Genomic DNA, 26,232 nt, shown 5'->3' with positions numbered 1-26,232 from the left:
TAATATAGTTTAAACGTTAGATTTTTTCATAGCAGCATTTCGAGCCTTCGCTAAAATCGGAATTGAAATCGCACCCAAAACCAACATGATTACGAGTTGCATGGTGTGTGAGATGAAGGCGTATGATAGACCTACTTCGCCACCTTCTGCAGGATCTTTACCCATCGACAGGAACAATGCCATGATTCCGAACTTTAAAGCTAAATGAAACGCGCCAATACCGCCCGAAGCGGGAACCATCATCCCGAGCGTTCCGACAACGATGATAAAGAAACCATCAGCGAAAGTGAACTGCGAAGTTTCAGGTAGCGCGAAACAGACTAAATAAGCCGCCAGATAATAGCAGATCCAAATCGCTAAAGAATAGGCGATGAATTTTCCCTTCTGTTTCATTTTAAAAATGGAAGTCAAACCATGGAAAATTCCCTTCCCGAAATCAACCACCTTCTTATAGATAGCGAACTGCTCTAATTTTTTTCTAAGAAGGAAAAACAGCACGGAAATCACCACAACTACGCCGGCAACAATGTATAGGTTTGAATTGGACGATTCTGTAACAGTCTTTTCTTTTTGGGCCGTGATATAATTGTAGAATTCGAGAATCGCTTTGTATTTAAAAATTAAAGTCAAACCCAAAAATAACATCATACACATCAGATCGACAACTCTTTCTAAAATAATGGTTCCAAAAGATTTCTCGACTGGAACTTTTTCAACGCTGAACAAAGCGGTTGAGCGAGCTAATTCGCCACTTCTAGGTATGGTTAAATTCATTAAATATCCAAAGGCAATGGTCCAGAATGAGTTAGCATTTGAAATCTGATATCCCATCGGTTCTAATAAAAGATTCCATCGAATAGCGCGGAACCAGTAAGCCAGTATTCCAAATATCGAAGCTATGAAAACCCAGAGGTAATTGGCTTTTGCAAAATAGCTGGCAATCTTTTCAAACTCCATTCCCTTTAAGGCAAACCACATGAAAAGAGCAGCAATTGCCAATGAAATTGCAACGGTTAAAAAAGTTTTAAAAGGATTTGATTTTTTGATCTGTTCCAAAGTCAAAAATTTTTAGATAATTAGGTAAGAAGATTGGTTTGCTCATTCGGGAATATAATTTTCGGCTGAAAAGTTTTGGCTTCTTCAGGAGTCATTTGAGCATAGGACATAATAATGATGATGTCATTTTTCTGTACGCGTCTGGCCGCGGGTCCATTCAAACAGATTTCACCCGACTTTCGTTTACCTTTAATTGCATACGTATCGAACCGTTCACCATTGTTAACATTAACAATATAGACTCTCTCGCCGACAATAATTCCCGAAGCATCCAACAAATCTTCGTCGATAGTGATGCTACCGATATAATTAAGGTCGGATTCGGTCACCCGAACGCGGTGTATTTTTGATTTAAATATTTCAATTAACATGGCGCAAATTTAATTATTTTAATCAAAGGTGTGAAATTAATTTTACCTTATCCTATGTAGTAGCAAATGTCATTACAAATTTTACAAAAAAAGGATATTTAAAATCCGTTTTTTTTAACGATATTCAAATACCAACTTGAAATTATTATAAAATTCAATAATTCGCAATTACAAATCCTAAAATTTTATTCGTGTCAAATAACGATAAATATTGAGTTTGGTAAGATTGTGATACTTGCAAACCTTGATTAAAGAAGTATTAAAGAATTATTTTTTTCTTGAAAAAGAAGGAATTTCATTGAATATTGATTAAATATATGTAAAAAATTTGCTCAATATGAAAAATGTTTTATATTTGCTTGTATAATCGAACTAACCTTAATTAATAAATATTATGAACAAGTCTGAATTAATCGACGCTATCGCAAAAGATGCGAGCATTACTAAAGTTGCGGCTAAAGCTGCTCTTGAATCTTTCATTTCTAACGTTACTACAACATTATCACAAAAAGATGGTAAAGTTTCTCTAGTAGGTTTCGGAACTTTCTCTGTAGCTGAAAGAGCTGCTAGACAAGGGATCAACCCTGCTACTAAAAAACCTATTAGCATCGCTGCTAAGACCGTTGCAAAATTCAAAGCAGGATCTGAATTATCTGACGCTGTAATGGGCGGTATGAAAAAATAATCTACTGATTATATTAAAATTAAAGTCCCGATTATTCGGGACTTTTTTTTATGGAGCTAAACGGGAAATCTTCCAGTCAAAATCGGCTTGCAATTCATAGATGATTCTATCGTGCAGGCGATTCGGACGACCTTGCCAAAATTCTATCTCGTAAGGTTTTGCTAAATAACCACCCCAATTTTCGGGTCTGGGAACTTCTCGGTTTTCAAATTCTGTTTCAAGATCTGTCAATTTTTCTTCAAGAAATTCTCGGTTCGGAATTACTTGGCTTTGGGGCGAAACCAAAGCTCCTAACTGACTTCCTTTCGGACGCGAATGAAAATAACCATCGCTTAGATTAGATGCCTGTTTTTCTAAATCTGCTTTAATGATAATTTGACGTTCTAAATCGGGCCAAAAAAAATGTAGACAGGCTTTGTGATTGCTCTCAATCGCTTTTCCTTTTCTGCTGTCGTAATTGGTATAGAAAATAAAACCTTCCCAAGTAAAAGATTTCAGCAGAACCATCCTTGATCTTGGACACCCATCTTCCTCAAGCGTCGAAATTGCCATCGCATTCGCTTCAGATATTTTGGAATTCTGCTCAGCATCTAAAAACCAGTCTCGAAATTGTTCCATCGGGTTTTCTTTAATTTGGTTCTCCAAAAGTTCGCTTCGGTCGTAGATTTTTCTTTTGTCGTGCAAGTTTTCCATTAAATTTTTGTTACATTTGGTCAAAGGTTGTTCAATAAAACTGATCTATCAGATGAATTATTCATACAAAGGTAAAATTTTAATTTCCACTCCCGATATTTCAGGGGATATATTTTCTCGCTCGGTTGTTTTAATAGTAGAACATAATGAAGAAGGAGCGTTTGGCTTAATTCTGAATAAAAAGAATGATAACATGAGTTCCAAATTGCTGGAGCTCTTCGGCTTTCAAGTCGCTGTTTATGATGGCGGTCCAGTTGAAAACGATAAGACCTTTTTTATCTGCAAAGGCCAAAAAGTATCGGAAGAATATTTAAAAATTGACGATGAATTTTATTTAACCGAAGATATTGAAAACGTGGTTTCATTTATCTTAGAGCATCAGATGTCGGTTAATGATATGAAAGTTTTTTCCGGCTATTCTGGCTGGTCGGCTCAGCAATTAGAGGGAGAAATTCTGAGAAAGATGTGGACTCCGGTTGATGTTTATAACCTGGATTACACTTCGCCTAATGACCAATTTCTGTGGAAAAACATTATGCAAAATCTTGGCGGCGAATATCTTTTGTGGGCAAATGCACCGGAAGATGTCTCTATGAATTAAATTTCAGGTTGTTGATTTTAGGCTATAGGTAGTGGTTATGCAACCTCTTCAGCTATCTATGAAACTTACTAATTTGTTAAGTTCTATTACATTTTTCTTATACCAACATTTTATTTAGCGCTCATTTTGCTCGAGCACATGCACCTGTAAAACTTTAACAAAACTTTAATATTTCACCGTATAATTTAAGCCAAACTGAACCGTTATAACAGTAAGTAAAAAAACTAAAAAACCTGGTCAAGGGCTTTATTTAAAGGCTGTTGACTGGGTTTGTCAATTTAGGTCGAAACTCCTTTTCCACTGTTCCACCATTTCTGAGAACCGTTCCTTGCCAAAAGATTTATTTCGAATCTTGGTCACAGAAAATATTCCTTTTAAATCAGAAATCATCAGAATCTCCTCTGCTTTCTGGGATTCAAAAGCTATCATCTCTGACTCCTGAATTTGGGCTAAATTATTTTTATGAACGAAGGTCACAAAGTTCTCTAGCAATGGCGAAATATAGGCACCCTCGCTTGTCTTGGGGATCTTAATTACCTTCTTTTCCAAAAACAACAGGTTACCGTAAATGCTTCTGGCAATTCTTTTATTGGGATTCAGAAAAATCACATCATCCAAATCGTTTTCTTTCGCATAAATTTCAGCATAGATATTTTCGGGACAGTGAACATGAATACCACTTAACACATTGCTGTTCACGCTGATTTCCTTCAATAAATCAATTTCAAAATCACCCTGAATATTTAGTAGATTCTTTATTGGTTCGACTTCGAAATAATAGGAAATTCCACTTTTTGAAAGTACGCTTTGATCCGTATTTCTATAGACGTAAAAATGAATAATACCCTCTTCTACTCCTTCGTTCAAAACTTTTTCCGCAAATAAATTCTCGAAAAATTCCAGGGTGTAAGACAAAGGAATCGCCATTCTCATTTTACGCATCGAAGCCATTAAATAAAAATAGCATTCTTCCGCCATAATCAAATGAGATTTACGTACAAAAAAAGAAACCCGCACTGAATCACCATATAGAAAAGCGCGGTTATAAGGCTGGAACTGGTCTGAAGCAAAAGATAATTTCACAATAGGATGGATTTTTATAACAAAAAATGAACGATAAATCGTTCATTTTATATTTAGATTAAAAAAATTAGGATGCGCCTAATTTCAATTTCAAATTTTCTACTAAGTTTTCCCAATACAGGCGGTTTTCTTCCTCGTCGCCAGCATCGCAGAAATCGGTAACATTAAGAGCCAAATCATCGGTAATATCATCAATTACGATCGTCATTTCGAAATAGTTTTTCGTGCCTTCATCTTCTTCCCAACGAAAACGCACAAAGCTTTCTGGCTTGTAACGAATAAGCGTCGCTTTCTCTTCGGGACCGTTGCTCCAACTAAAATAAAAGTCATCTCCTTTTTCCACCACATCGTCTGCAAACCACTCAGCAAGTCCTTCTGCGCTCGCCATATATTCGTACAAAATCTCTGACTGACAGTGCATTGGAAACTCATATTGCACTTTCGCTTTCGCCATATTATTACTATTTTTTAATGAGTCGCAATATATAAATTAATTTCTAATATACGCTATATATTCAATGAAATCCTCTTTGTCAGTAAGGAGCAACAAAATTATATTTTTTCGCCAAACCCGTCCCGCTGTCCGCTCTATCAGCGATTGAGAAAAACTTGCATAAAATTCATGACATATATCATCGCGGGGTGCCGCTTCCATCGGGGATAGAAGAAAAGTTAGTTGATATGTTCAAGGAATTACCGGCGCAAGTCTTAGGTGGAAATCTTTACAATCAACGATCGTAATTTGAATATTTTAAATTCATAAAGAATATTGTAAAAGTTGATTTTATCTAAGGTAATATTGATTTAAAATTAGGAGAAGTTATGTATATTTGAGAATTAGTGCCAATTTTACACACTTGCAAATAAAAGAATTAAGAACCTTTAAGAATGAGAAAAATAGATGAACTGTAAAAATTGTGACACTGAACTACATTCAAAATTTTGTCCTGACTGCGGAAATCCCTCAAATCTTAAAAGAATAGACGGACATTACATCATTCACGAGATTGAACATGTGTTGCATTTTGAACGTGGAATTTTATATACCATAAAAGAATTGGTCTTGAACCCAGGACAAAATATAAGAAACTACTTGTCTGAAAATAGAAGTAGACTTGTGAAACCAATTATCTTTATTATTCTCACTTCATTAATTTATTCCTTTACCATTAACATTTTTCATATTGAAAAACAATATATCCAATTTGATGGTTCAGGTACTGACTTGTCAACATCAAAGAAAATTTTGGTGTGGGTACAGGGTCACTATGGATATGCAAACATTATAATAGGTATACTCATCGCCTTTTATACAAAGATGTTTTTCAAAAAATATAAATATAATTTTTTTGAGATCTTAATTGTTATGTGCTTCGTTTTGGGTATTTCTATGTTAATTTACTCATTCTTTGCTCTGGCTGAAGGCATTACCCATTTTGAAATTTCTCAAATAGGTGGGATAATGGGTGTGATTTATTCTACATGGGCAATTGGTCAATTCTTCGGAAAAGGCAAATTGCTTAATTACGTTAAAGCGCTATTTGCTTATATATTAGGATTGATAACCTTTACAATTTTGGTAGTAATTATAGATGTATATTAATTGACTTGGTAATTAAAAATTAGAAAATGAGTAAGAAAAAAAATCCTAATATCACAACATGAAAGTACTTATTCTATCCTGCTTAATTGCAATCTGTAATCTGGGGAATGCACAAGATAAAAGTCCTCAGCTTATTAAAAAAGGAGATTTTCCCGAGGGAATTTACATGACCATGAATGATGTGATTAACAAAAAGCCCTCTTCGACGGAGGAAATAACGCTCAAAATTTCAGATAAGTTTGATTTTATCAAGCACCTACCAGACAAAGCATTTTTCTATTTCAAAGCAACCGATAAAAAGGTAAAACTACCCTTAGCCCTTTCCTACAAGGGAGAAATGTATTTTCAAACCTATAGAAAATACACCAACAAAAAAGACAAAGGCTATGATCCTGATGAATACTCACGATATTGCAAAGTCACCAGTTATGGTAGATTTTTATATTTTGAAGAAAGCATGCGAGGACTTTGGTCTAAAGCATTTTTGGGTAATTTGAGTCCTTTAACCTATTCAATGGCGGGAAACGTAAAAGGAATTGTTCTAGATTTTGATAATAAAGAACTTAACATTTTAAGAGACTGCGCGGATCTCAATGACTTTTTAAAACAACATAATATTTTAGATAAAAAATGTACTTCAGACGAATTTACAATTGGAGATTTAAGAACGGTCATTGATGAAATTAACAACTCGCATTGAGTAAAAATAGTTTGTTGCAGTTTTAGCTGCTCCAATCATAGAAGTAAAAGAACAAGCATTTTAAATTATATGAAAGAAAACATTAAAGCATTCATTAAAGATATCATCCCTATCGTGGTAGGGATTTTAGTTGCGTTGTGGATTAACAACTGGAATGAAAATAGAAAAGATAAAAATTACCTTGATCAAATAAGCTCAGCAAGTAATAAAGAATTAACAGATACCAACCAGGATATCAAAGAAAATTTATTATTACAAAAGTCTTATATTGACAGTATTGACGCCTACTTAATAGATGATAAAATATCTTTACTTGATATAACCCTGAAAAACAAGGGGATTTATGTGCCAACCATAAAAATCAATTCTTGGAAAGCGATTTCCAACTCAAAGATTGAATTGCTGGATTACAAAAAAATATCAGCTTTGGCAATGATTGAAGAACAAAAGGAAATGCTGAAAATGAAAAGTATGCGATTGGTCGATTTTCTTTATGCGAATCCCAAGGAAACTGGAAAAGATAAAAAAGAGTTTCTGAAAATACTGATGTTAGATATTATCGGCACAGAAGAAAGTATTCAAAAAGATATATCGAACATTATAACCAACTAAATGCGATTTCACTTATGAGTTCCAACAAAGTTGAAATCATTAATTTTTCTGAAGAGCAAAAAGAGGCAATAAAAGTTCTCAATTACGAATGGCTGGAAAAATATTTTAAAGTAGAGAAGAATGATATTATTTCCCTTTCAAATCCCAAGGAAGAAATTATCGACAAAGGCGGATTTATTTTTTACGCCAAACTCAATAATAAAATCATTGGCACTGCTTCCTTATTAAAGAAGAGCGCAACTGTTTTTGAATTAGGAAAAATGGCGGTTTCACAAAAAGCGCAGGGTCATAAGATCGGCACTCTTCTGCTGGAACGCTGCTTGACTTTTGCAAAACAAAAACAAATCAAAACACTCGTTCTTTATTCAAATACCCAATTGAAATCTGCACTTCATCTTTATCGCAAATACGGTTTTTCTGAAGTCGACCTAGAAGAAGGACTTTACGAGAGAGCGAATATTAAAATGGAGAAACATTTATAAACAAAATCTCTTTTAAATTAATTTAAAAGAGATTTTACATTTGGCTAAACTAAATTTAATTCCCGTTTAATACATCAATTATAATGTCACAGCCTTCTTTGATTTCCTCCAAAGAAATGGTGAGTGGCGGTGAAATACGTAAATATTCATTTCGATACAATTGCCAAAAAACAATCAATCCTTTTTCCATGCAGCGTTTTGCAACTTCCAAAGTAAAATCGGGTGAACCGAGATTTACGGCTAGCATCAACCCTTTGCCATTGACATTTTTTATTTTAGGATGAACCAAGAGTTCTCGGAACAAATTTTCTTTTTCTTGGATTTCATTCATTAAATTACTTTCAACAACTTCATGCAAAGTCGCATGACTTGCTGCAGCAATCAAGGGATTCCCACCGAAAGTCGTGATGTGTCCCAACTTTGGCGAATGTGACAATGAATGCATAATTTCCTTGGAACTCATAAAGGCACCAACTGGAACTCCGCCACCCATTCCTTTTCCCATTACTAAAATATCTGGAACCATTCCGAAATGTTCGAACGCAAAAAGTTTTCCTGTTCGTCCAAAGCCTGGCTGAATTTCATCCAAAATTAATAAAGCACCAACTTCTTCACATCTCTTTTTCAGATTAAAAAAATAGTCTGATTCAGGAACTAAAAATCCAGCTGCGCCCTGAATTGTTTCTGCCAGAACACAAGCTGTCTTTTCGGTAATTTTAGAAAAATGATCTTGGTTATTAAACTCAATAAAACTCACCATCGGCAAAAGCGGACGAAACTCCCGCTTGTGATATTCATTCCCAGAAACAGACAAAGCGCCGTGTGTATTTCCGTGATAAGAATCGGTCATCGAAATAATTTCTTCTCGACCGGTGAAACGTTTGGCTAACTTCAAAGCACCATCAATCGCTTCCGCGCCAGAATTGACGAGATAGGTAACTTCTAAAGGTTCAGGTGTCGAATCTGCCAAAAGCTTGCACAATTTCACGGGCATTTCCTGAGCGTACTCACCATAAACCATTACATGCAGATATTTCTCAGCCTGAGTTTTAATAGCTTCCACAATTTTAGGATGAGAATGTCCCAAAGTATTGGCAGAAACTCCGGCTACGAAATCTAGATATCCGTGACCGTTTTTTCCATAGATATAAGAACCTGAAGCTTTTTCTACTTCGAAACCGGCGGCGAATTGAGTAGTTTGTGCTTGATATTTAAAAAAATCTGTTTGCATTTTAAATCAATGTTTGTTAAAATCTGGTGTTGCGCCCCGGCTTGAGTGGAGCTCTTTTTGCGAAACGAAGTGGAGCAAAAAAGCGGGAACGGTAGACGGATTAAGGCGCCCAAATAAAGCAATTACTTACGCGTACGCTTTGGTTTCTTGGCTTCCTCCTTGGCTTTTTCATCATCAATGGATTTCTGAGCAGCGTTGTATAATGTGTCGTCAGATTCGTATTTGGTCTCTTCGTAATCGGGGGAATCGCTGAAAATATCTCGCCAGGTTCGGAGTCGATCTTTGGTATTCCAGTTGAAATCTGGAAAAAATCGTTTTTCGCGTGAAATTAAACTCATCGGATAAGTATCGATATCTGCCCCAATATTACAGGAAATGATCTGAACTTTTCGCTCTTCAAATTCAGCTTCAATGGTGCCACATGTGGAAAGCGAAACCCCGAACCTTTCCAGTTCTTTGGTCTTTTCGTTCTGATCGTCGGCGTAAGTAATTGCCTGGGCATTGCCGATCACTTTGGCGAGCGAGATTTCGTTGTTGGTGTAATATACCGTCATCAACTTTCCTTTGACTTGGTTGAACTCATCTTTCAAATTCAAAGAATCTGCTTTACTGATGGCGAACGCATTTCCGATAACGCGTAACGAGTCGATAAATTCTTTTTCGGTATCAAAATAGGCTTCAATTTTATCGCCGTTGATTTGTTTTTCGCCACTCCAGGCAATTGGTTTCCCATCAAGATGCATAATTCCATCGGTTTCATTAAAACTTAAAGAATCGGCTCGTAGCTGAATATTGGTCTTAAACATTCTTGCCTTTTTATAAGCTCGCAGAAAACTTTTTTTCTTGAGAGGATTGGTAGCATCAATTTTCTGATAAGCCAAAATTCTCTGGGCTGAAAAGTACATCGAATCTTTCTCCAATATCTTTACGGCGTAGGGTTTATCCGTCATCATGGCTGAATCTTTTTTCTCGTAGATCTCACCGTAACCGCCTTTCATATATCGCTTTTCTAAAGGATCGCGCAAAGTTACATTGCCCTTTCCTGTACCGAAACCAGTGATTTGGTTAAAGTATAAATCGTCGCCAGTCAATATTTTTCCATTATAATGAATGCGGGAATTTTTCTTCAAATAAACTTCCTTGGAGTTCATGTTATAAGTTCCTTTCTCGGTATAAATTAAATTGCTGGGATTTTTTTTATTGGTGATAGTTGTAGCGCCATTAAAAGTTGCCGTATTGGTATTTTGATTTTGAATGATGTTAACTCCATCCACAATATATTCCGCGTTGTCAATCTTCACATTACCTGTAAAGTCGATTATCCGGCTGTTTAAATCGTAGGTTGCTGCTTTGGTATACATCACATTACCATCTTTCTTGATGGTTCCGCCTGTGTTAAAATAGGCTTTATTGGAAAGTCGGTCGTAATAAAGAATTTCTGTCTCAATGGTTTGGCCTGGATCGACCAGCAGAACTTTCTTTCGGGCAATTCCTTTTTGGGTATTGCCATCATATTCCATTTCACCGGAAGTAATGACTGAACCATCTGCATTCTGCAATTTTACGTTGCCGATCGCTTTTACAAAATTCTGATCTCGGTAAAATATAACCTCATCAGCGGTTAGAATTGAACCTTGATGGGAGAATTGTACATTTCCCGAAAAGAATGGATTATCATTATACTTTCCGGTTACAATACCAAACTCATCGGAGTGAATTAATTTTACTTTTTCACCTGCCGGAGCTTTTTCAGTTTGATTAAAAAAAGGATCTTTTACAGTAGGTGATTGAGGTTGCGTAGGAATTTGCGCAAAAAATTTAAGGCTGATAAAGAGAAAAAAAACGAGGAGTTTTTTCATTAATTCTTTTTGGTTCCGTAAAAATAAAGTGAATGCGAATCAATATTTACGCCAAATGTTTCCTCAATTGAATCTTTAATTCCTTGAATTCTGGGATCACAAAACTCGATGATTTCCTGAATAACTTTATCTGAATCCTTACGGTAAATCACTAAATGATCGTGTTGTTTATCGAAATACGATTTTTCGTAAGAGGAAGAAGTTAATGTTTTTTCACCAAACTGATGTTTTCTAATTAACCCTGCATCTAGAAAAATTTCGATGGTGTTGTAAATGGTCGCTTTGGAAACGTGGTATTTTTTCTGCATCATTAATAAATACAAATCATCAACATTAAAGTGATGTTCCATATTATAGATTTCTTCCAAAATCGTGTAGCGTTCTGGTGTATTTCTAAAACCTTTCTGCTGAAGATATTGCCTTAAAACCTCTTTGATTGTTGAAATGTTGAGTTCCCTTTGTTTAGCGTCCATTAAAAATAATTATATGCAAATTTATCGAATTTTTAATTAATGTCAGTTAGCCAGAATTCCTCCTGTTCTTTGTACATTAAGAGTCATACCGATGGAAATCTACCTGCTTAATTTTATTGGTTATGATTTTTTGATCTAACAGCGGCGCAGATTCTACGACCACGTTATGAGAAGAAATTCCCCAAGCTTTAAAGTCATCACTGCCAATATATTTAACGAAATTATAAATATTGAGCGTGATTTTTTCTTTAACGGTTAACAAAGTGTCATTGATATACGTATTGTCAATAATCACATATTTCAAATCAGGCGGCACATTATAATGACGTAGTGACGGGTGACTGCTGCGGGATGGAATGCTTCCCTCCTGCATCATGTCTTCCAAAACCTGATCAAAGTAGTCGTTGATTCGGCGATCTATTTTAAATCCTAGCATAAAATTAATCCGATAAATGGTTCCCGGCATAATTTCATCAATGGTATATTTAAAAGTGTAGGGATCCTCTTGATTGCTGATATTAAGAATGAAATAATGATCCGCGCGTTTCGGTTGCTTCCGCATGATTGAGTAGATAATCTTGGCTTCAACTTCATCTGGTCTTTTTGCGCGACTTAAGAAAGCAAGATTGGTCGCATATTTCGGGATTGTTTCATCCAATTTTAATTCTTTAATAACGGGAACGTATTTATCTAACTTTACAAATTTGATAAACTTGGCTTTTATCAATCTTCCGTTGTACCAAGCGTACATACACACGGCGATAAATCCTCCCAAAACCATTGTTAGCCAACCACCATCGAAAAATTTAATCACGTTGGCGTAGAAAAATCCTAATTCAATAAATAAGTATACGGTTACAAATCCGATGGCAAAAACTTTGGTTGCTTTGTTTCTACTCAGCCAGAAAAACAATAATGTCGTGGTCATTAACATCGTTATGGTAATGGTTAATCCATAGGCAGCTTCCATCGCTTCTGACTTTTGGAAATAGATGACGACAATAAAACAGAGGAACATCAAGCCCCAGTTGATTCTGGGAATGTACATCTGACCTTTGACTCCTGATGGATAATCGATTTGCTGATTCGGCCAAAAGGTAACCGACATGGCTTCTGAAAACATGGTAAAGGAACCTGTAATCACAGACTGACTCGCAATAATCGCAGCCGCTGTGGCTAAAATAACGCCGGGAAGAATTGCCCATTCCGGCATAATTCCGAAAATGGGATTGACTCCTTGGGAAACAGAATTAGGATTATCTAATAACCAAGCACCTTGACCCAAATAATTTAAAATCAGCATCACTTTCACAAAAATCCAGCTGACTCGGATATTCTGTTTGCCACAATGTCCCAAATCAGAATATAGAGCTTCCGCCCCAGTTGTACAAAGGAACACAGCGCCCATGATGACAATCGCACTTGGCGAATGCGTAATCAATTGATAAGCGTAGTAGGGATTAAAAGCCTTTAAAATTTCGAAATGATCAACAATATGGATAGATCCGAATATTCCTAAAACCAAAAACCAAAGGACCATCACGGGTCCAAATAATTTACCAATAGAGGCCGTCCCAAACTGTTGAACAATGAATACAATTGCTAAGATCACAATGGTAATGGCAACGACTGGCGTGTTCGGTGAAAATATCTTAAGCCCCTCTACGGCGGACATAACTGTTAAAGATGGTGTAATAATACTATCTGCCACCAAGGTTGAGGCGCCAATAATCGCAACTACATACAACCACTTTTTCTTGAGCTTTTTGACCAATGAATATAATGATAAAATTCCGCCTTCCCCTTTATTGTCAGCTCTCAAAGCAATGATCACATATTTAAAGGTGGTTTGCATGGTGAGAGTCCAGATGATACAAGAAAGAGCACCTTCAATATATTCGTCGAACGGTAAATTTCCAGTTCCATGTCGGGCGTTCACAATCGCTTTCATTACGTACAGAGGCGAAGTTCCGATATCGCCGAAAACGATTCCCAGAGAAACTAAAACACCTACTGCGGTGAGTTTCTTGGTATCAAAATTTGATGAAATAGTCTGTGACATTAATTGTAGAAAATTTTGTCAAAGGTAAATCATTATTGAACTTTTTATGAAAGTATTTATAAATGAAAAAACTCCCTTTCGAGAGTTTTTATCTATTATGCTTTGATGTATAAGGCGTTTTTAATTTCCTCTTTTACTTTTTCTAATTTCGGGAACCATTCGGCAAAGAGTGGCGCTGAATAAGGCGCAGGAGCATCTGGCGTGGTGATTCTTTTAATTGGTGCATCTAAATAATCAAATGCTTTTTGCTGAACCATATAAGTGATTTCAGTTGAAATAGAACCAAGTGGCCAAGCCTCTTCCAGAATAACCAATCTGTTGGTTTTTTTCACGGATTTCAAAATGGTATCATAATCTAAAGGACGCACGGTTCTTAGATCAATTACTTCTACAGAAATTCCTTCTTTTTCTAAATCCTCGGCAGCTTGCATTGCCATCTTCATAATCTTACCGAAGGAAACCAAAGTTACATCAGTACCTTCTCTTTTAATGTCGGCTTTCCCGATTGGGATATAATATTCCTCTTCTGGAATTTCCATTTTGTCACCATACATTTGCTCAGACTCCATGAAAATTACAGGATCATTGTCTTGTATCGCACTTTTCAATAAACCTTTTGCATCATAAGGGTTAGATGGAACTACTACTTTCAAACCTGGACAGTTCGCAAACCAAGATTCTAAAGCTTGGGAGTGTGTTGCTCCTAATTGTCCGGCTGACCCAGTTGGACCACGAAAAACAATCGGGCAATTCCATTGGCCACCGCTCATTTGACGGATCTTAGCAGCATTGTTAATAATCTGATCGATTCCGACTAAGGCGAAGTTAAAAGTCATATATTCTACAATCGGCCTGTTTCCGTTCATGGCTGCACCGATAGCGATTCCAGAAAAACCCAGCTCCGCAATCGGAGTATCGATTACTCTTTTGGCTCCGAATTCATCCAGCATTCCTTTAGAAGCTTTGTAGGCACCATTGTATTCTGCTACCTCCTCGCCCATTAAGAAAATGGATTCGTCTTTTCGCATTTCTTCACTCATTGCCTGTGCAATCACCTCTCTAAAAGTATATTCCTTCATGATTTATTAAAAAATTAAAGTACAAAAGTAAAGATTTTTTCGCTAATTATGGCACATCATTGCATTAAAAAAGCATCTCCGAAAAGATGCTTTGTTATAAATTAATAGTCAAAAACTATTTAACTGCTTGCCAAGTCTGTGTTCTTCCGATTAAGGCAAATCCCACATAACCTCTTACATTCAGTTTATCGCCATCACGGCTGATGTTACATTTGTAAGTTTTTCCAGTTTTAGGGTCAGTGATTGTTCCACCGGAATATTCAGAACCATCTTTCTTCATTCCACGCACAACCTCCATTCCCAAGATTGGTTTGTTTTTCCGATCGTCTTTACAATCCGTACAATTGGCATTGGCAGGTTTGATCAAAAGCTGAATCACTTTACCATAGTATTTACCATCTGCTTTTTTGGTAATTTCTACAATTGATTTAGCTTGTCCCGTTTCATCATCGATGGTTTTCCATTTTCCTTCGATTTGGGCATAAGAAAGTGTTGCGAATAATAAGGCAACGAAACTGAAAAGTATTTTTTTCATTTTAAAATTGTTTTAATTTTTGGTTTGATAAAAGTAATTAAAAAAAGTTAAACAACAAATATTTAACTATTCACTTCATAATACACAAAAGTATTGCCAAAGTACTAAAAGTTAAACAAAAGTTTAAGTATAAAATTGATTTTATTGTAATTGCCGATTGATCACGCGGTTCATATAATCTTGATACCAAGCTTTGCTCAAAAGAATTCCCCTCTCGATTTCAGGGTTTTTTACTTTGTTAATAAGGTTTTGTTCTAACCCTTTATCATCAATTTTATAAATTGCCGTCACCTCTTTTCCATTAAATAAATAAATGTAATTACCAATCATAAATTGTTCGTTGATGGAATCGGAATTAATGATCATATAATCCTCTTTCTTTTCCGACACTAAACTTCGTCCCCAACTTCTAATTTTTTTATTATAACCCATTAAATCTGCTAAAGTTGGATAAATATCTATTTGCTGAGCAGGTTCTGTAATTTCTCCAGTTAATTGATATTTTGGATTAGGTGAATAAAACATAATCGGAATCGCAGACCGATTCACTGCCTTTTCATATTCTGGATAGCCAACCTGATTAGTGTGATCAGCTACAAAAACAAAAATCGTATTCTTAAACCAAGGCATTTTCTCGGCTGTTTTAAAAAATTGCTTCAAAGCAAAATCAGTGTAGCCAATCGGTTCATGAATTTCAAGTGGTCCTTTTTTAAATTTACCTTGATACTTTTCTGGAATTATAAAGGGATGGTGAGAAGAAACAGAAAATAAAGTTGCCATAAAAGGAGACTTTTTGGTATCCAATGTTTTCGCAAAATATTGGAAGAAGGGTTCATCCCATATTCCCCAAATTCCATCGAACTCGGCGTCGTTATTAAATTCTGTTTTTCCGTAATAATGTTTAAAGCCTAAAATATTTCCGAAACCTAAAAAACCCATTGATCCATTTGGCGCGCCATGAAAGAAAGACGTATCGTAACCCATATCATTCGAAACCGAAACAATCGACTGAATTTTCTGATTAGAAAAAGGCGAACTCGTAAAAGCATCTTTCAAGGTTGGAATACCTGCTAAAATAGAACTCATGCCGTGAATAGACTGTCTGCCATTCGCATAAGCATTGGTCGCAATTAAACTTTTCGTGGCTAAACTATCAAAGAATGGCGTGTATGAAACGAAGTTTTTAATTTTAGAATCTTTATTAAAAGCACCCGAATATTCTTTTCCAAAACTTTCTAGGATAAAAATAACCACGTTTGGTTTCGGCTCAACTTCGTCGCGATTGTATAATTTATAAGGATGAAGGTTTTCATCAATGAACTTTTCCTCCACAAAATGAACTTCCTGAAAATTATTGGTATTCAAAGTTCTGAAAAATGAAAAGACACTGTTCAGCACCACATTCGCTTGAGCCGGTTTGGTCACATGCCGATTCGCATCAACCAAATTAATTGGACGTGTTGAATGTTTGAAATCTCCGCGAATTCCACCTACAACGAGTAAGGCAGTCAAACATAAAGTTAAGATCGAAAAAATAAAGTAAGGAATTAATTTTACGGGCTTTTTAAATTGAACGCGAACTTTTAAATAAAGAAAAATCCACAATATCATTAAACCTACAAAAGAAACAATCACAAAAGGATGTTCCATAACAGAAGTAATAAACACTTTGCCAATATTGCTTTCATGTTGTGCCACGTTCATGGCAGCGGTGGTCAGTCTAGCTTGTGAAAATTTGAAATAAACAAAATCGCCGAAATTCATTCCGTACGAAATCCCGTTGATAATGAAGTAGAGATAAAACAAAAATTTCTGATAAACTTTCTTCGTATTAATCACAATCGGAATAATACTCAACAAAATGAAAAGCGAATTCACGTACAAAATCGCAGTCGTATCAAAGGCAATTCCACGATAAGCCAAATTCAGATATTCTGAAACACTGTCAATTGGAATTAAATTTTTATTGAAAATCCAAAAGAGCAATCGCGCAATTTGATAGAAAAAAAAGGCGAGGAATATCCGATACAACAAAGCAATAATTTCCTGTATTCTAAATTCTTTCATTAATCACTGGTTCAAATTAGAGATGCAAATTTACAATATTTTAGAACTTTAAGAAATAAGCTATTCTCTTCGAAAACCGTTCGACTTCATTTTAATAAAAACCTTACTTTTGTCCTTATGAACTTTATCAAAAACAATTTGGCAAACGCTTTCACGCTGGGAAATTTATTCTCGGGAAGCATTGGAGTTATCCATTTAATTAATGGTGATTATCAAACCACTGCGATCTGTATTGTCATTTCTTTAATCTTGGATTTCTTTGATGGATTTATAGCACGAGCCATGAAATCGAATTCTGAACTCGGTGTTCAACTGGATTCTCTGGCCGATATGGTAAGTTTCGGTTTGCTGCCTGGAATTGTAATGTATAAAGCTTTAGAGCCATTCGGAAATCAGTTGTTGGGACTGGAACTTCCTTTTGAAATTAAATATCTTGGCCTTTTAGTTACTTTATTTTCATGTTTAAGATTGGCCATTTTCAATTTAGATGATGAGCAAACTTATTATTTTAAAGGCTTAAATACGCCATCAAACACCATTCTCCTTTTCGGTTTGTACTACGCTTTTTTAGAAACCGAAAGTTTTAAAATTCTATTTGAAAATCCATTGATATTGCTATTGATTACTATTGTTTCATCCTGGCTTCTGGTAAGTCCGATTAAAATGATTTCCTTAAAATTCAAATCGATGGAGCTAAAAGATAACTATCCGAAAGTCGCTTTGTTAATCGGTGTTATATTGCTTCTAATCATCTTTAAAACGGTCGGAATTCCCTTAGCGATGTTGTACTATATGGTGGTTTCAGTGGTTTTTCAAAAACAATTGTCGAAATAAAAATATAAAATTAAATGAATTTAAAATTACATAAACCGCTCTGTGTCTTCGATTTAGAAACCACTGGCGTTCAAGTTGCGAAGGACCGAATCGTAGAAATTTCTATTTTAAAAGTTAATCCTGATGCTTCCCGAGAAAGCAAAACCTGGTTGGTGAATCCCGAAATGCCGATTCCACCAGACTCTTCTGCGATCCACGGAATTACGGATGAGAAAGTAAAAGACGCGCCAACTTTCAAAGATATCGCCTCGAAAGTTTTGGATATGATTTCGGGTTCAGACTTGGGTGGATTTAATTCAAATCGTTTTGATGTTCCGCTTTTGGCTGAAGAATTATTACGAGCAGGATTAGATTTCGATTTAGGCAAATTCAAACTAGTCGATGCCCAAACCATTTTCCATAAAATGGAACCGAGAAATTTGACCGCAGCTTATCAATTTTATTGCAAAAAAGATTTAGAAAATGCCCATTCAGCAGAAGCGGATGTTCTAGCGACGTTCGAAGTTTTAGATGCACAAGTTGGACATTACGATGATTTGCCAAACGACATCGCTGGCTTAAGTGAGATTTCTTCGCACCATAAATTTGCGGACTTAGCTGGATTTATCGCTTTTGATAAAGAAGATCACGAATGTTTCACTTTCGGGAAATATAAAGGTAAAAGAGTGAAAGAAGTTTTCCAGAAAGATTTGGGTTACTATGGCTGGATTCAGAACGCTGATTTCCCTTTGTATACTAAGAAAGTTTTGACGGGAATTCAATTAAAAAGTAAGTTCTAATTCTCCATCAATAAAAACGCTCACTTAACCTTGTCAAGGTTTTGGATCTTGACAAGGTTACTTTAATAAAATTAAAACTACCAAAATGAAAATCATTTGCATAGGCCGTAATTACGCAGAACACGCTCAAGAATTAGGAAATGAAATTCCGGAAAGTCCCGTTATTTTTATGAAGCCTGATACGGCAGTTTTAAAAAAAGGAAGTGATTTTTATATTCCGGAATTTTCCCGTGATATCCATTACGAACTAGAATTGATTTTGAGAATATCTAAAGGTGGAAAATATATTCAGGAAGAAAATGCCGATAAACATTATGATGAAATTGGCTTAGGAATCGATTTTACGGCGAGAGATTTACAAAGCCAATTAAAAGCGAAAGGTCTTCCTTGGGAATTAGCGAAAGCTTTTGATGGCAGCGCGGTTGTTTCAGAATTTTATAAAAAAGAAGATTTTGACATGAAAAATATCAATTTCTCTTTACTTAAAAATAAGCAGGAAGTTCAAAACGGAAATACGTCCTTAATGCTGTTCACGCCAGAGAAAATTATCACATTTGTTTCTCAGTACTTTACGCTGCGAGTCGGCGATTTAATTTTTACAGGAACGCCAAAAGGCGTGGGTAAAGTTGCAGAAAACGACGTATTGGAAGCCTATCTGGAAGACCAAAAAGTTTTTAAATTAAGAATTCAATAAACGCTTTCTTGACGGTCTCAGTTAATAATTGTAACTTTCATCAACAAAATTAAACATCATGACAAATATTATTTTACCTGTAGATTTTTCGGAAGATGCGACCGAAAAATTAGTTCAAGGAGCACTGAAATTCGCAAGGGAAATCAGCGGAAAAATATGCCTCATTCACGTAGCTCCGACCGATATCGGTTTCGCTATTGGCGATATGGGCTTTCAATATTTCCCTGAAATTGAGCAAAACGAAATCAAACATGAATTGGTTCAGCTGAACACATTGGAGCAACGCATTATCGCACAAGGTGTAGATTGTGAGCATTTGCTTAAACAAGGTATTGCAGGAGATGTTATTTTAGAATACGCCAAAGAAAAATCGGCTGGGTATATCGTAATGGGTTCTCACGGACGTAGCAATATGTACGATGTTTTCGTGGGCAGTTTAACCAAAGAGTTGACGCGAAGATCGCCGATTCCCGTATTGGTTATCCCAATTCACTAACTGAATTATAGATACACAAAATCCCGAAATTGTAGAAATTTCGGGATTTTTATTGTAAATCAGCTATCAATTATTTACTTTCTTTCTCATAAATTTTCGGATCGTAATAAGGATGATTACCTTCTGTTGGCGAAAAATACTCCTTATCTTTATTACCGCCTAAAGTTGTTACCAAAATGTAACACCAATACGTAAATAAAGCAGAGGCAATTAGAAACAAAACCCAGTTTACAACGTTTCCGGCGGCTTCAAAAAAACCGAAAGACCACGTAAACACATCACTTAAGAATAACCAGAAAGACGTCATTATTTTCCTTTTTTAAATTAACTTTGCACAAATTTATAAAAAATGTTTCGATTACTTTCAAAAGAAAGCAACATATTTTCAGTCCCGGTGTATATTGGGATTCTTCTTTTAATTGTAATTAGCTTTAACTTTTTAGAATTCAACAGCTTAGAGGTTATCTCAGCGTCAATAACTTTTGCTGGTGTGGCCTTAGGGTATTTTTGTTTTAGTGCAATTGCTCTGAATTATCAGACTCATTTGCCTCTTTTTTTATATACCGCCTTTATTTTCGCTCTTTATCCTGGTGATTTAGATATCGGCATTGCTGTTTCGCTTTTCACCAATTCAATTATTCTTTTGCTTCTGACGAATGATAATGTATCTAGTCGAAACTTTTCTTACATTTTGGTGGGTTCCATTTTGGCTTTCAACTTTATCTTTCTTCCGACGACCTGGCCAATGTCTATTTTTGTGATTTTTCATATTATCGGAACTTCAGACCGAATTGGCTTGCATGTTTTCAGATTATTTTTCGGAATGCTTTTGATTGTGCTCTCCTACTTTGGGATTGCTTATTTCCTAGCTATGAATTCTTGGAATCCCGCTTATTTTCCTTTTACCGGGTTTAAGCCGCAGCCTCATTTAGATAATCTTTTGTGGCTGAGTCCGATTGCTGTTTTATTGATTCATTCTGTGATGGATCATTTCCGGAACTATAATAAGAAAAGTCCGACCAGCAGATTCAAATACACTTTTTTAATGGTTTTTTCTTTAGCTCAATTGATAACAATTGTACTTTATATGGGGAAAACTTTTGAATATTTACTTTTACTAGCTTTACCCACTTCCATTATCATCAGCCGAATGCTGCGGTTTTCTAAAAAATACTGGATGCAGGAATTTGGTTTATGGCTGATCATTATTTCACTATTTATTTTTAAGATGACCACTTATTTTAATTTTTTTTAATACAACGACATGATTCAAATTGACGATAAATTAATTTCTGAAGATATCTTTTCTGAAGAATTTGTATGTAACCTCAGCAAATGCAAAGGCGCTTGCTGCGTAGAGGGCGACGTGGGCGCACCTTTAGATGAAAATGAGACTTTGATCCTTGAAAGAATTTTCGATCAGGTAAAACCCTATCTTAGACCTGAAGGCGTTAAAGCAATTGAAGAGCAGGGAACCTGGGTTCGCGATCCTAATGACAATGATTACGTAACTCCAATGGTGGAAGGCAAAGAATGCGCGTATGTAATCTTTGATGAAAAAGGAATTACGAAATGCGGTATTGAAAAAGCCTATGAAGATGGCGCAGTAGATTGGCAAAAACCAATTTCGTGTCACCTCTATCCTATTCGTGTTGATGAGTATAGAACTTTTACCGCCCTGAATTATCACAAATGGGAAATCTGCAGCGATGCCTGTGCTTTAGGAAAAGAATTGAAAGTCCCGATTTACAAATTCGTGAAAACGCCTCTTATCCGAAAATATGGTGAAGAATGGTACCAAACTTTATGTGATGCTGCCGACGAATATAAACTGGAATACGGTTCTTAGAAAATTAATACCTTTAAATAAAAATGCAGGAACATTTTGAAGTTTTAGATATTTACAAAGCCATTATCTCTTTAATTGCGGGATTAATCCTGGGCTTCGAGCGCGAAATGAAAGATAAATCAGCAGGTCTGAAAACGATTACGATCATCTGTTTGGGTTCTACCCTATTTTCAATTATTTCCTACAAATTAGCCGGAACTGGTGACCCAACCAGAGTTGCTTCCTACATTGTAAGTGGAATTGGATTCTTGGGAGCCGGAGTTATTTTTAAAGAAGGGTTCAGTGTTTATGGATTAACTACCGCAGGAATTATCTGGATTGCCGCCGCGATCGGAATGTCAATTGGTTTTGGTGAAATTTATATTGCGTTTACTTTCCTGATTGCCGCGTTGATCGTTATTTACGTGGCGAAACTCTTAACGAAATATTTTTTGGCTTATCATCACAATAAAATTTTAAAGTTTACCATTGCGCAAGATTCTTTCGCTTTAAAAAAAGCAATCCTCACCGACATTAAAAAAATATCCAAAGTAGCTTATCAAATCGCTTTCGAGAAGAAAGAGGATGTTTTATTGGTCACGCTGGATTTGCATATTACAACACGACAAATTGAAGTCCTAGAATCGTATCTCATTAATAATGAAAATATCGAATCGTTTAATTATTAATTATTTTTTAAACACAGATGACACAAATGATTTCACAAATGTCACTATAATTCAATAAGAAAAACACTGTGTAGATTTGTGTGATTGGTGTAGAATATTTGTGCAATTAGTGTTTAGAATTTAAACCAAAAAAATCCGTCTCACATTACTGCGAGACGGATTCTCTTTTATGAGAAACTTTAATTATTTAAAGTCAGCATCTGAAACATCTTTGTTCAAAACGAATTCAGTAACGGTCATATCGATATTTTGTCCCATGGCAGAAATCTTCATCGCTTTGGGAACTTTGATTCCATCAACGGTCATATAATCTGTAATGGTCATGTCACCTTGCGGTGTAGTCGACTTCATCAACAAACCTGTCTGCGTATCGAAATAAGATTTACCTTCTTTCCCAGTAAGAACATAAAAATCCTTTCCGTTTTCAGCAACTTTTTCCACGCTTGTGTAATCTGCAGCATCCATTGATAATGCGGTAAACAATTTTGCAGTTTTCATTTTATCAGTTGCCGCAGCTGGAAGATCCATTTTTTGGCCACCTTGCATTGCATATCCTTTTTCACCATCAAAAACAGTCATGGATTCTTGACCCATCACGCTTTGAGTTGCTTTGGATTTGTTGCCCATTTTCTTTTCAGAAACTTTAATTTCCATTCCACCCATCATCATGGTAGAATTTGATTTAATAGATTTCACCGCTTCTAATTTCGCTTTTCCACCAATCGCAGCAACATAAGTATCGATTACTTGTTGAGGAGAAACGGCAGCTTTAACAGCTGGAGCAGCATCTTCTTTTTTCACATTCGCTTCCCAACCATCTTCTGGCATTAAGGTCGCTACAATTCTATCTTTAGACAAATATTTCTTGGCAACATCCTGAAGATCTTTAACGGTCAACGCTTTTAATTTCGCATCGTAATTTAAGATTTCATAACGGTCACCACCTTCTAGTTGGTAGTTAGAAATATTGGATAACCAATAACCATTGTCTTTCAGGTTTCCTCTATCGTCATTCAATTCTCCTTCTTTAAATTTGTCAAGATCTTTTTGTTCTGGACCTTTATCAATAAATTTCTGAAGTTCAGCAATTGCACTTTTCGTCAATTTGTCAGCATTCTCTGGACCACATGGGAACTGAAGACTGAACTGATACATTCCATAAGGAACTTTCACCATTCCACCTCTGGCGCCACCACCATAAATTCCGCTTTCTTCTTCACGTAATTTTTCAATTACTTTAATGGTTGCTACTTCACCTAAAGCGCTTAACGCTAAACTTTCTTTTTCAGAATAAGGCGCTTCCCCGGCGTAGCTGATCACCACTAAACTTTTCGGATCTTTTCCTTTTTTATACACTTTATTAAAGCTTCCGGTCATCGCACGATATCCATTGTCTTTAAATGAGGTCGCTTTTCCTTTTGAGGGAAGACTTCCTAAATATTGAGTTGCATATTCTTTCAACTTATTTTCATCCAGATTTCCAACAAAATAGAAATGGAAATTTCCAGCGTTGGCGAATCTTTCTTTATAAATGTCGTAAGCTTTCTTGTAATCAGCTTTTGCCCAATCTTCAGTTAACGGAACAACGTTCGTAAACCTTGGATTTTTCTGCTGTAAGAATTTCGAATATTCATTAGAAAAATAAAATTGTGGATTAGAAAGTAAATTCGCCGTCATGGCAGATTGCTTGTCTTTGTACGCTGTAAACGACGCTGGATCATTGTTCAAACCTGTGAAGTAAGAATAAATCAATTCCATCGCGGTTTCCAGATCTTTCGCGGTTGTTTTCCCATTTACTCCTTCTGTTAAATTTCCGATGAAAGGCGCAACTGTTACTTGTTTTCCAGCTAAATAATTACCGATGTCTGTTTTCGAATACCCATTAACTCCGGCTTCTGCTAAAGCAGGAAACACGAATTGAGATTTTACATAATCAGCATCAGAAACCAATGAACTTCCACCTAAACTTCTACCAGTGAATACGATTTCGTCTTCTTTGAAATCGGTTTTCTTGTAGGTTACTTTTACGCCATTATTTAAAGTTAACGTCGTAGTTCCTAATTTAGAATCAGTTTCCGTTTTAACAATTTTACCAGTCGATTTGAAAGGTTTCAACAAATTAGCAATATTCGCTTTCTCTTCATAAGGAGTCAGTTTCGCCAATTTAACTTCTTGCATTGCTTTTAAAACTTGGCTTTCCGTTGGCTGAACTAAACCATCTTTCTTCGGACCTGTAATCACGATAACTTGACTGTCATCTTTCACATATCCTTTAACAATCGCATTTACTTGCGCTAAATTAATGGAAGGTAAAAATGATTTCGCTTGATTGTATTCCCATGTGATTCCTGGAATCGGTTCGTTTTCTAAGAAACTTTTTACATACTCACCAACCAACGCATCACTTTCTGTTTTATCACGATTGTTATACGTTTTTTCCATATTTGAAAGGATCTGAGCTTTCGCTCTTTCCAATTCAACTGCGGTAAATCCAAATTTACTGGCTCTTTCAACTTCTTCTAAAAGAACTTTTAAACCATCTAATTGTTTTCCATCTTTGGTTAAAGCCATTCCTTGGAACGCTTCTTTCCCTCTTGCATAAGTTCCACCATGATAAACAACTCCGTAAGTGAAAGGTGGGTTATTAGAGTTCACCATCTCCATCAAACGATTATTAATCATCGTAGCCGCAAGGTTCTTCACCATACTTTCATTGTACTGAGGAATAGTAACATCTGGTTCTGCTTTCCCAGCATCTTTCATGATGAACTGCACGCGAGAATTCGTCGCATCTGGATCGCTTTCGATCGCTACTAAAGTTTCCTTGTGATTGGGCAAGTCAAAATTTTGTCTTGCTCTTTCGTTCGTTGGGTTTTTGTAAGAACTAAAGTTGGCTTTGATCTTTTTTTCAACCTCATCAACATTAATATCTCCAACAACCACCAAAGCCATTAAGTTTGGACGATACCAATCTTTATGGAATTTACGGATGACCTCTGGTTTAAAGTTTTCCAGAATATCTTTTTTACCGATCGGCAAACGATCAGCGTAATGAGATTTGTATAAATACTTCGGTAAATACTGATCCATCATTCTTTTATCTGGACCCAAACCGATTCTTAATTCTTCTAAAACAACGCCTCTTTCTTTATTGATTTCGGCATCGCTTAAAGTGGCGTTAAAAGCCCAATCTTCCATTACCTTCAATCCTGCATCAAGATTTCCGGGTTTGTCCAAAGGAACTGGCAACATATAAACCGTTTCGTCAAAACTGGTGTAGGCATTTAAATGCTGACCAAATTTAACTCCGATTGACTGTAAAAAGTCAACGAGTTTATTGTCTGGAAAATTCTTTGTTCCATTGAAGTTCATATGCTCCATAAAGTGAGCAAGACCTCTCTGATTGTCATCTTCTAAAATAGAACCCACGTTGATCGCTAGTCTAAATTCGACTTTCTTTTCTGGTTTCGTATTTTTCTTGATGTAGTACTTCATTCCATTGGCGAGCGTTCCTGTCCTAACGGCGGGATCTACCGGAATGTTTTGTGCGAAGGTGGTTCCCAATGTCATCATCAACACGGTAAAACCTAATAAAACTTTCTTCATATTATTTTTTTCAATGGCTAAAAATAAAATTATTTATTTAAAATGTTCTTAAGTAGTCGTTGATATTATTAAAAGGTTACAATTAATAATGATAATATGTCTAAAATTTCCGCT

Annotated in this window: 27 protein-coding genes; 13 read left to right on the top strand and 14 right to left on the bottom strand. The window is 35.8% G+C overall.

The window, feature by feature from the left end; translation table 11 throughout:
- Positions 1-9: 9 nt before the first annotated feature.
- Both BMX49_RS09000 and panD read right to left on the bottom strand, forming a co-directional pair.
- Entirely contained in the window at positions 10-1,056 is a 1,047-nt protein-coding gene (locus BMX49_RS09000; protein WP_034720046.1) for a lysylphosphatidylglycerol synthase transmembrane domain-containing protein, read from the bottom strand.
- A 20-nt stretch (positions 1,057-1,076) separates the two neighbouring features.
- Positions 1,077-1,427 (bottom strand): aspartate 1-decarboxylase, encoded by a 351-nt coding sequence (panD, locus tag BMX49_RS08995; RefSeq protein WP_034720044.1) that lies wholly within the window; start codon positions 1,425-1,427, stop codon positions 1,077-1,079.
- 394 nt (positions 1,428-1,821) lie between these two features.
- Between panD and BMX49_RS08990 the strand changes: the two genes are divergently transcribed.
- Positions 1,822-2,112 carry an HU family DNA-binding protein gene (locus BMX49_RS08990; RefSeq protein WP_034720042.1) on the top strand — a complete coding sequence of 97 codons (291 nt, stop codon included), beginning with the start codon at positions 1,822-1,824 and terminating at the stop codon, positions 2,110-2,112.
- Positions 2,113-2,160: 48 nt separating this feature from the next.
- Here BMX49_RS08990 and pdxH read toward each other — a convergent pair whose 3' ends face one another.
- On the bottom strand, positions 2,161-2,805 hold the full coding sequence (gene pdxH / locus BMX49_RS08985; RefSeq protein ID WP_034720041.1) for a pyridoxamine 5'-phosphate oxidase: 645 nt from the start codon (positions 2,803-2,805) through the stop codon (positions 2,161-2,163).
- Positions 2,806-2,857: 52 nt separating this feature from the next.
- Between pdxH and BMX49_RS08980 the strand changes: the two genes are divergently transcribed.
- Positions 2,858-3,406 carry a YqgE/AlgH family protein gene (locus BMX49_RS08980; protein WP_034720040.1) on the top strand — a complete coding sequence of 183 codons (549 nt, stop codon included), beginning with the start codon at positions 2,858-2,860 and terminating at the stop codon, positions 3,404-3,406.
- A 273-nt stretch (positions 3,407-3,679) separates the two neighbouring features.
- Here the strand turns inward: BMX49_RS08980 and BMX49_RS08975 are convergent, their stop codons facing one another.
- Positions 3,680-4,489 (bottom strand): aminotransferase class IV, encoded by an 810-nt coding sequence (locus tag BMX49_RS08975; protein WP_246005127.1) that lies wholly within the window; start codon positions 4,487-4,489, stop codon positions 3,680-3,682.
- 67 nt (positions 4,490-4,556) lie between these two features.
- A complete protein-coding gene (locus BMX49_RS08970; RefSeq protein ID WP_034720037.1) occupies positions 4,557-4,943 on the bottom strand; it encodes an START-like domain-containing protein in 387 nt (128 codons plus the stop codon).
- 447 nt (positions 4,944-5,390) lie between these two features.
- Here BMX49_RS08970 and BMX49_RS08965 point away from each other — a divergent pair, with 447 nt between their 5' ends.
- The 4 genes from BMX49_RS08965 to BMX49_RS08950 all read left to right on the top strand — a co-directional run bounded on the left by BMX49_RS08965 (position 5,391) and on the right by BMX49_RS08950 (position 7,886).
- Positions 5,391-6,092, top strand: coding sequence for a DUF3667 domain-containing protein (locus BMX49_RS08965; RefSeq protein WP_034720033.1), 702 nt, complete (start codon positions 5,391-5,393; stop codon positions 6,090-6,092).
- A gap of 58 nt (positions 6,093-6,150) precedes the next feature.
- Complete coding sequence (locus BMX49_RS08960; protein WP_034720030.1) at positions 6,151-6,792, top strand: hypothetical protein; 642 nt, start codon at positions 6,151-6,153, stop codon at positions 6,790-6,792.
- A 69-nt stretch (positions 6,793-6,861) separates the two neighbouring features.
- Complete coding sequence (locus BMX49_RS08955; RefSeq protein ID WP_034720028.1) at positions 6,862-7,404, top strand: hypothetical protein; 543 nt, start codon at positions 6,862-6,864, stop codon at positions 7,402-7,404.
- Positions 7,405-7,418: 14 nt separating this feature from the next.
- Positions 7,419-7,886, top strand: a complete 468-nt coding sequence (locus BMX49_RS08950) for a GNAT family N-acetyltransferase (RefSeq protein WP_034720025.1) — start codon at positions 7,419-7,421, stop codon at positions 7,884-7,886.
- A 55-nt stretch (positions 7,887-7,941) separates the two neighbouring features.
- Here BMX49_RS08950 and BMX49_RS08945 read toward each other — a convergent pair whose 3' ends face one another.
- The 7 genes from BMX49_RS08945 to BMX49_RS08915 all read right to left on the bottom strand — a co-directional run bounded on the left by BMX49_RS08945 (position 7,942) and on the right by BMX49_RS08915 (position 17,192).
- Complete coding sequence (locus BMX49_RS08945; protein ID WP_034720023.1) at positions 7,942-9,117, bottom strand: aspartate aminotransferase family protein; 1,176 nt, start codon at positions 9,115-9,117, stop codon at positions 7,942-7,944.
- Between the two features lie 122 nt (positions 9,118-9,239).
- Entirely contained in the window at positions 9,240-10,976 is a 1,737-nt protein-coding gene (locus BMX49_RS08940) for an OstA-like protein (RefSeq protein ID WP_034720021.1), read from the bottom strand.
- Positions 10,976-11,449 (bottom strand): Fur family transcriptional regulator, encoded by a 474-nt coding sequence (locus tag BMX49_RS08935; protein ID WP_034720020.1) that lies wholly within the window; start codon positions 11,447-11,449, stop codon positions 10,976-10,978. Before BMX49_RS08935 ends, BMX49_RS08940 begins: the two co-directional genes overlap by 1 nt.
- A gap of 76 nt (positions 11,450-11,525) precedes the next feature.
- A complete protein-coding gene (locus tag BMX49_RS08930; RefSeq protein ID WP_034720019.1) occupies positions 11,526-13,511 on the bottom strand; it encodes a KUP/HAK/KT family potassium transporter in 1,986 nt (661 codons plus the stop codon).
- A gap of 95 nt (positions 13,512-13,606) precedes the next feature.
- The gene (locus BMX49_RS08925; protein WP_034720017.1) at positions 13,607-14,590 is read right to left on the bottom strand and encodes a pyruvate dehydrogenase complex E1 component subunit beta; all 984 of its coding nucleotides are present in this window, start codon (positions 14,588-14,590) and stop codon (positions 13,607-13,609) included.
- A gap of 115 nt (positions 14,591-14,705) precedes the next feature.
- Complete coding sequence (locus BMX49_RS08920; RefSeq protein WP_034720014.1) at positions 14,706-15,125, bottom strand: DUF2147 domain-containing protein; 420 nt, start codon at positions 15,123-15,125, stop codon at positions 14,706-14,708.
- A gap of 141 nt (positions 15,126-15,266) precedes the next feature.
- Entirely contained in the window at positions 15,267-17,192 is a 1,926-nt protein-coding gene (locus BMX49_RS08915) for an LTA synthase family protein (RefSeq protein WP_034720013.1), read from the bottom strand.
- A 117-nt stretch (positions 17,193-17,309) separates the two neighbouring features.
- Between BMX49_RS08915 and BMX49_RS08910 the strand changes: the two genes are divergently transcribed.
- The 4 genes from BMX49_RS08910 (at position 17,310) to BMX49_RS08895 (ending at position 19,995) form a co-directional block, all read left to right on the top strand.
- On the top strand, positions 17,310-18,026 hold the full coding sequence (locus tag BMX49_RS08910) for a CDP-alcohol phosphatidyltransferase family protein (protein WP_034720011.1): 717 nt from the start codon (positions 17,310-17,312) through the stop codon (positions 18,024-18,026).
- Positions 18,027-18,040: 14 nt separating this feature from the next.
- Positions 18,041-18,805: a 3'-5' exonuclease gene (locus tag BMX49_RS08905; protein ID WP_034720008.1), complete on the top strand. Its 765-nt coding sequence runs from the start codon at positions 18,041-18,043 to the stop codon at positions 18,803-18,805.
- 85 nt (positions 18,806-18,890) lie between these two features.
- Entirely contained in the window at positions 18,891-19,499 is a 609-nt protein-coding gene (locus BMX49_RS08900) for a fumarylacetoacetate hydrolase family protein (protein WP_034720006.1), read from the top strand.
- A gap of 58 nt (positions 19,500-19,557) precedes the next feature.
- Positions 19,558-19,995 carry a universal stress protein gene (locus BMX49_RS08895; RefSeq protein WP_034720005.1) on the top strand — a complete coding sequence of 146 codons (438 nt, stop codon included), beginning with the start codon at positions 19,558-19,560 and terminating at the stop codon, positions 19,993-19,995.
- A 70-nt stretch (positions 19,996-20,065) separates the two neighbouring features.
- Here the strand turns inward: BMX49_RS08895 and BMX49_RS08890 are convergent, their stop codons facing one another.
- Positions 20,066-20,302, bottom strand: a complete 237-nt coding sequence (locus BMX49_RS08890) for a hypothetical protein (RefSeq protein ID WP_034720003.1) — start codon at positions 20,300-20,302, stop codon at positions 20,066-20,068.
- 42 nt (positions 20,303-20,344) lie between these two features.
- Here BMX49_RS08890 and BMX49_RS08885 point away from each other — a divergent pair, with 42 nt between their 5' ends.
- Genes BMX49_RS08885 through BMX49_RS08875 form a run of 3 tightly spaced genes read left to right on the top strand, consistent with a single transcriptional unit; the run spans position 20,345 to position 22,512 of the window.
- Positions 20,345-21,250: a DUF6427 family protein gene (locus tag BMX49_RS08885; RefSeq protein ID WP_034719999.1), complete on the top strand. Its 906-nt coding sequence runs from the start codon at positions 20,345-20,347 to the stop codon at positions 21,248-21,250.
- 9 nt (positions 21,251-21,259) lie between these two features.
- Positions 21,260-21,844 (top strand): DUF3109 family protein, encoded by a 585-nt coding sequence (locus tag BMX49_RS08880; protein WP_034719997.1) that lies wholly within the window; start codon positions 21,260-21,262, stop codon positions 21,842-21,844.
- 23 nt (positions 21,845-21,867) lie between these two features.
- Positions 21,868-22,512 carry an MgtC/SapB family protein gene (locus BMX49_RS08875; RefSeq protein WP_051803793.1) on the top strand — a complete coding sequence of 215 codons (645 nt, stop codon included), beginning with the start codon at positions 21,868-21,870 and terminating at the stop codon, positions 22,510-22,512.
- Between the two features lie 183 nt (positions 22,513-22,695).
- Here BMX49_RS08875 and BMX49_RS08870 read toward each other — a convergent pair whose 3' ends face one another.
- Entirely contained in the window at positions 22,696-26,118 is a 3,423-nt protein-coding gene (locus tag BMX49_RS08870) for a M16 family metallopeptidase (RefSeq protein WP_081864371.1), read from the bottom strand.
- Between the last annotated feature and the right edge of the window lie 114 nt (positions 26,119-26,232).

The sequence above is a fragment of the Kaistella antarctica genome (assembly GCF_900109615.1).
Classification (GTDB): domain Bacteria; phylum Bacteroidota; class Bacteroidia; order Flavobacteriales; family Weeksellaceae; genus Kaistella; species Kaistella antarctica.
The sequence above is the reverse complement of the archived record's forward strand: the minus strand, read 5'-3'. Positions and strand labels throughout refer to the sequence as shown.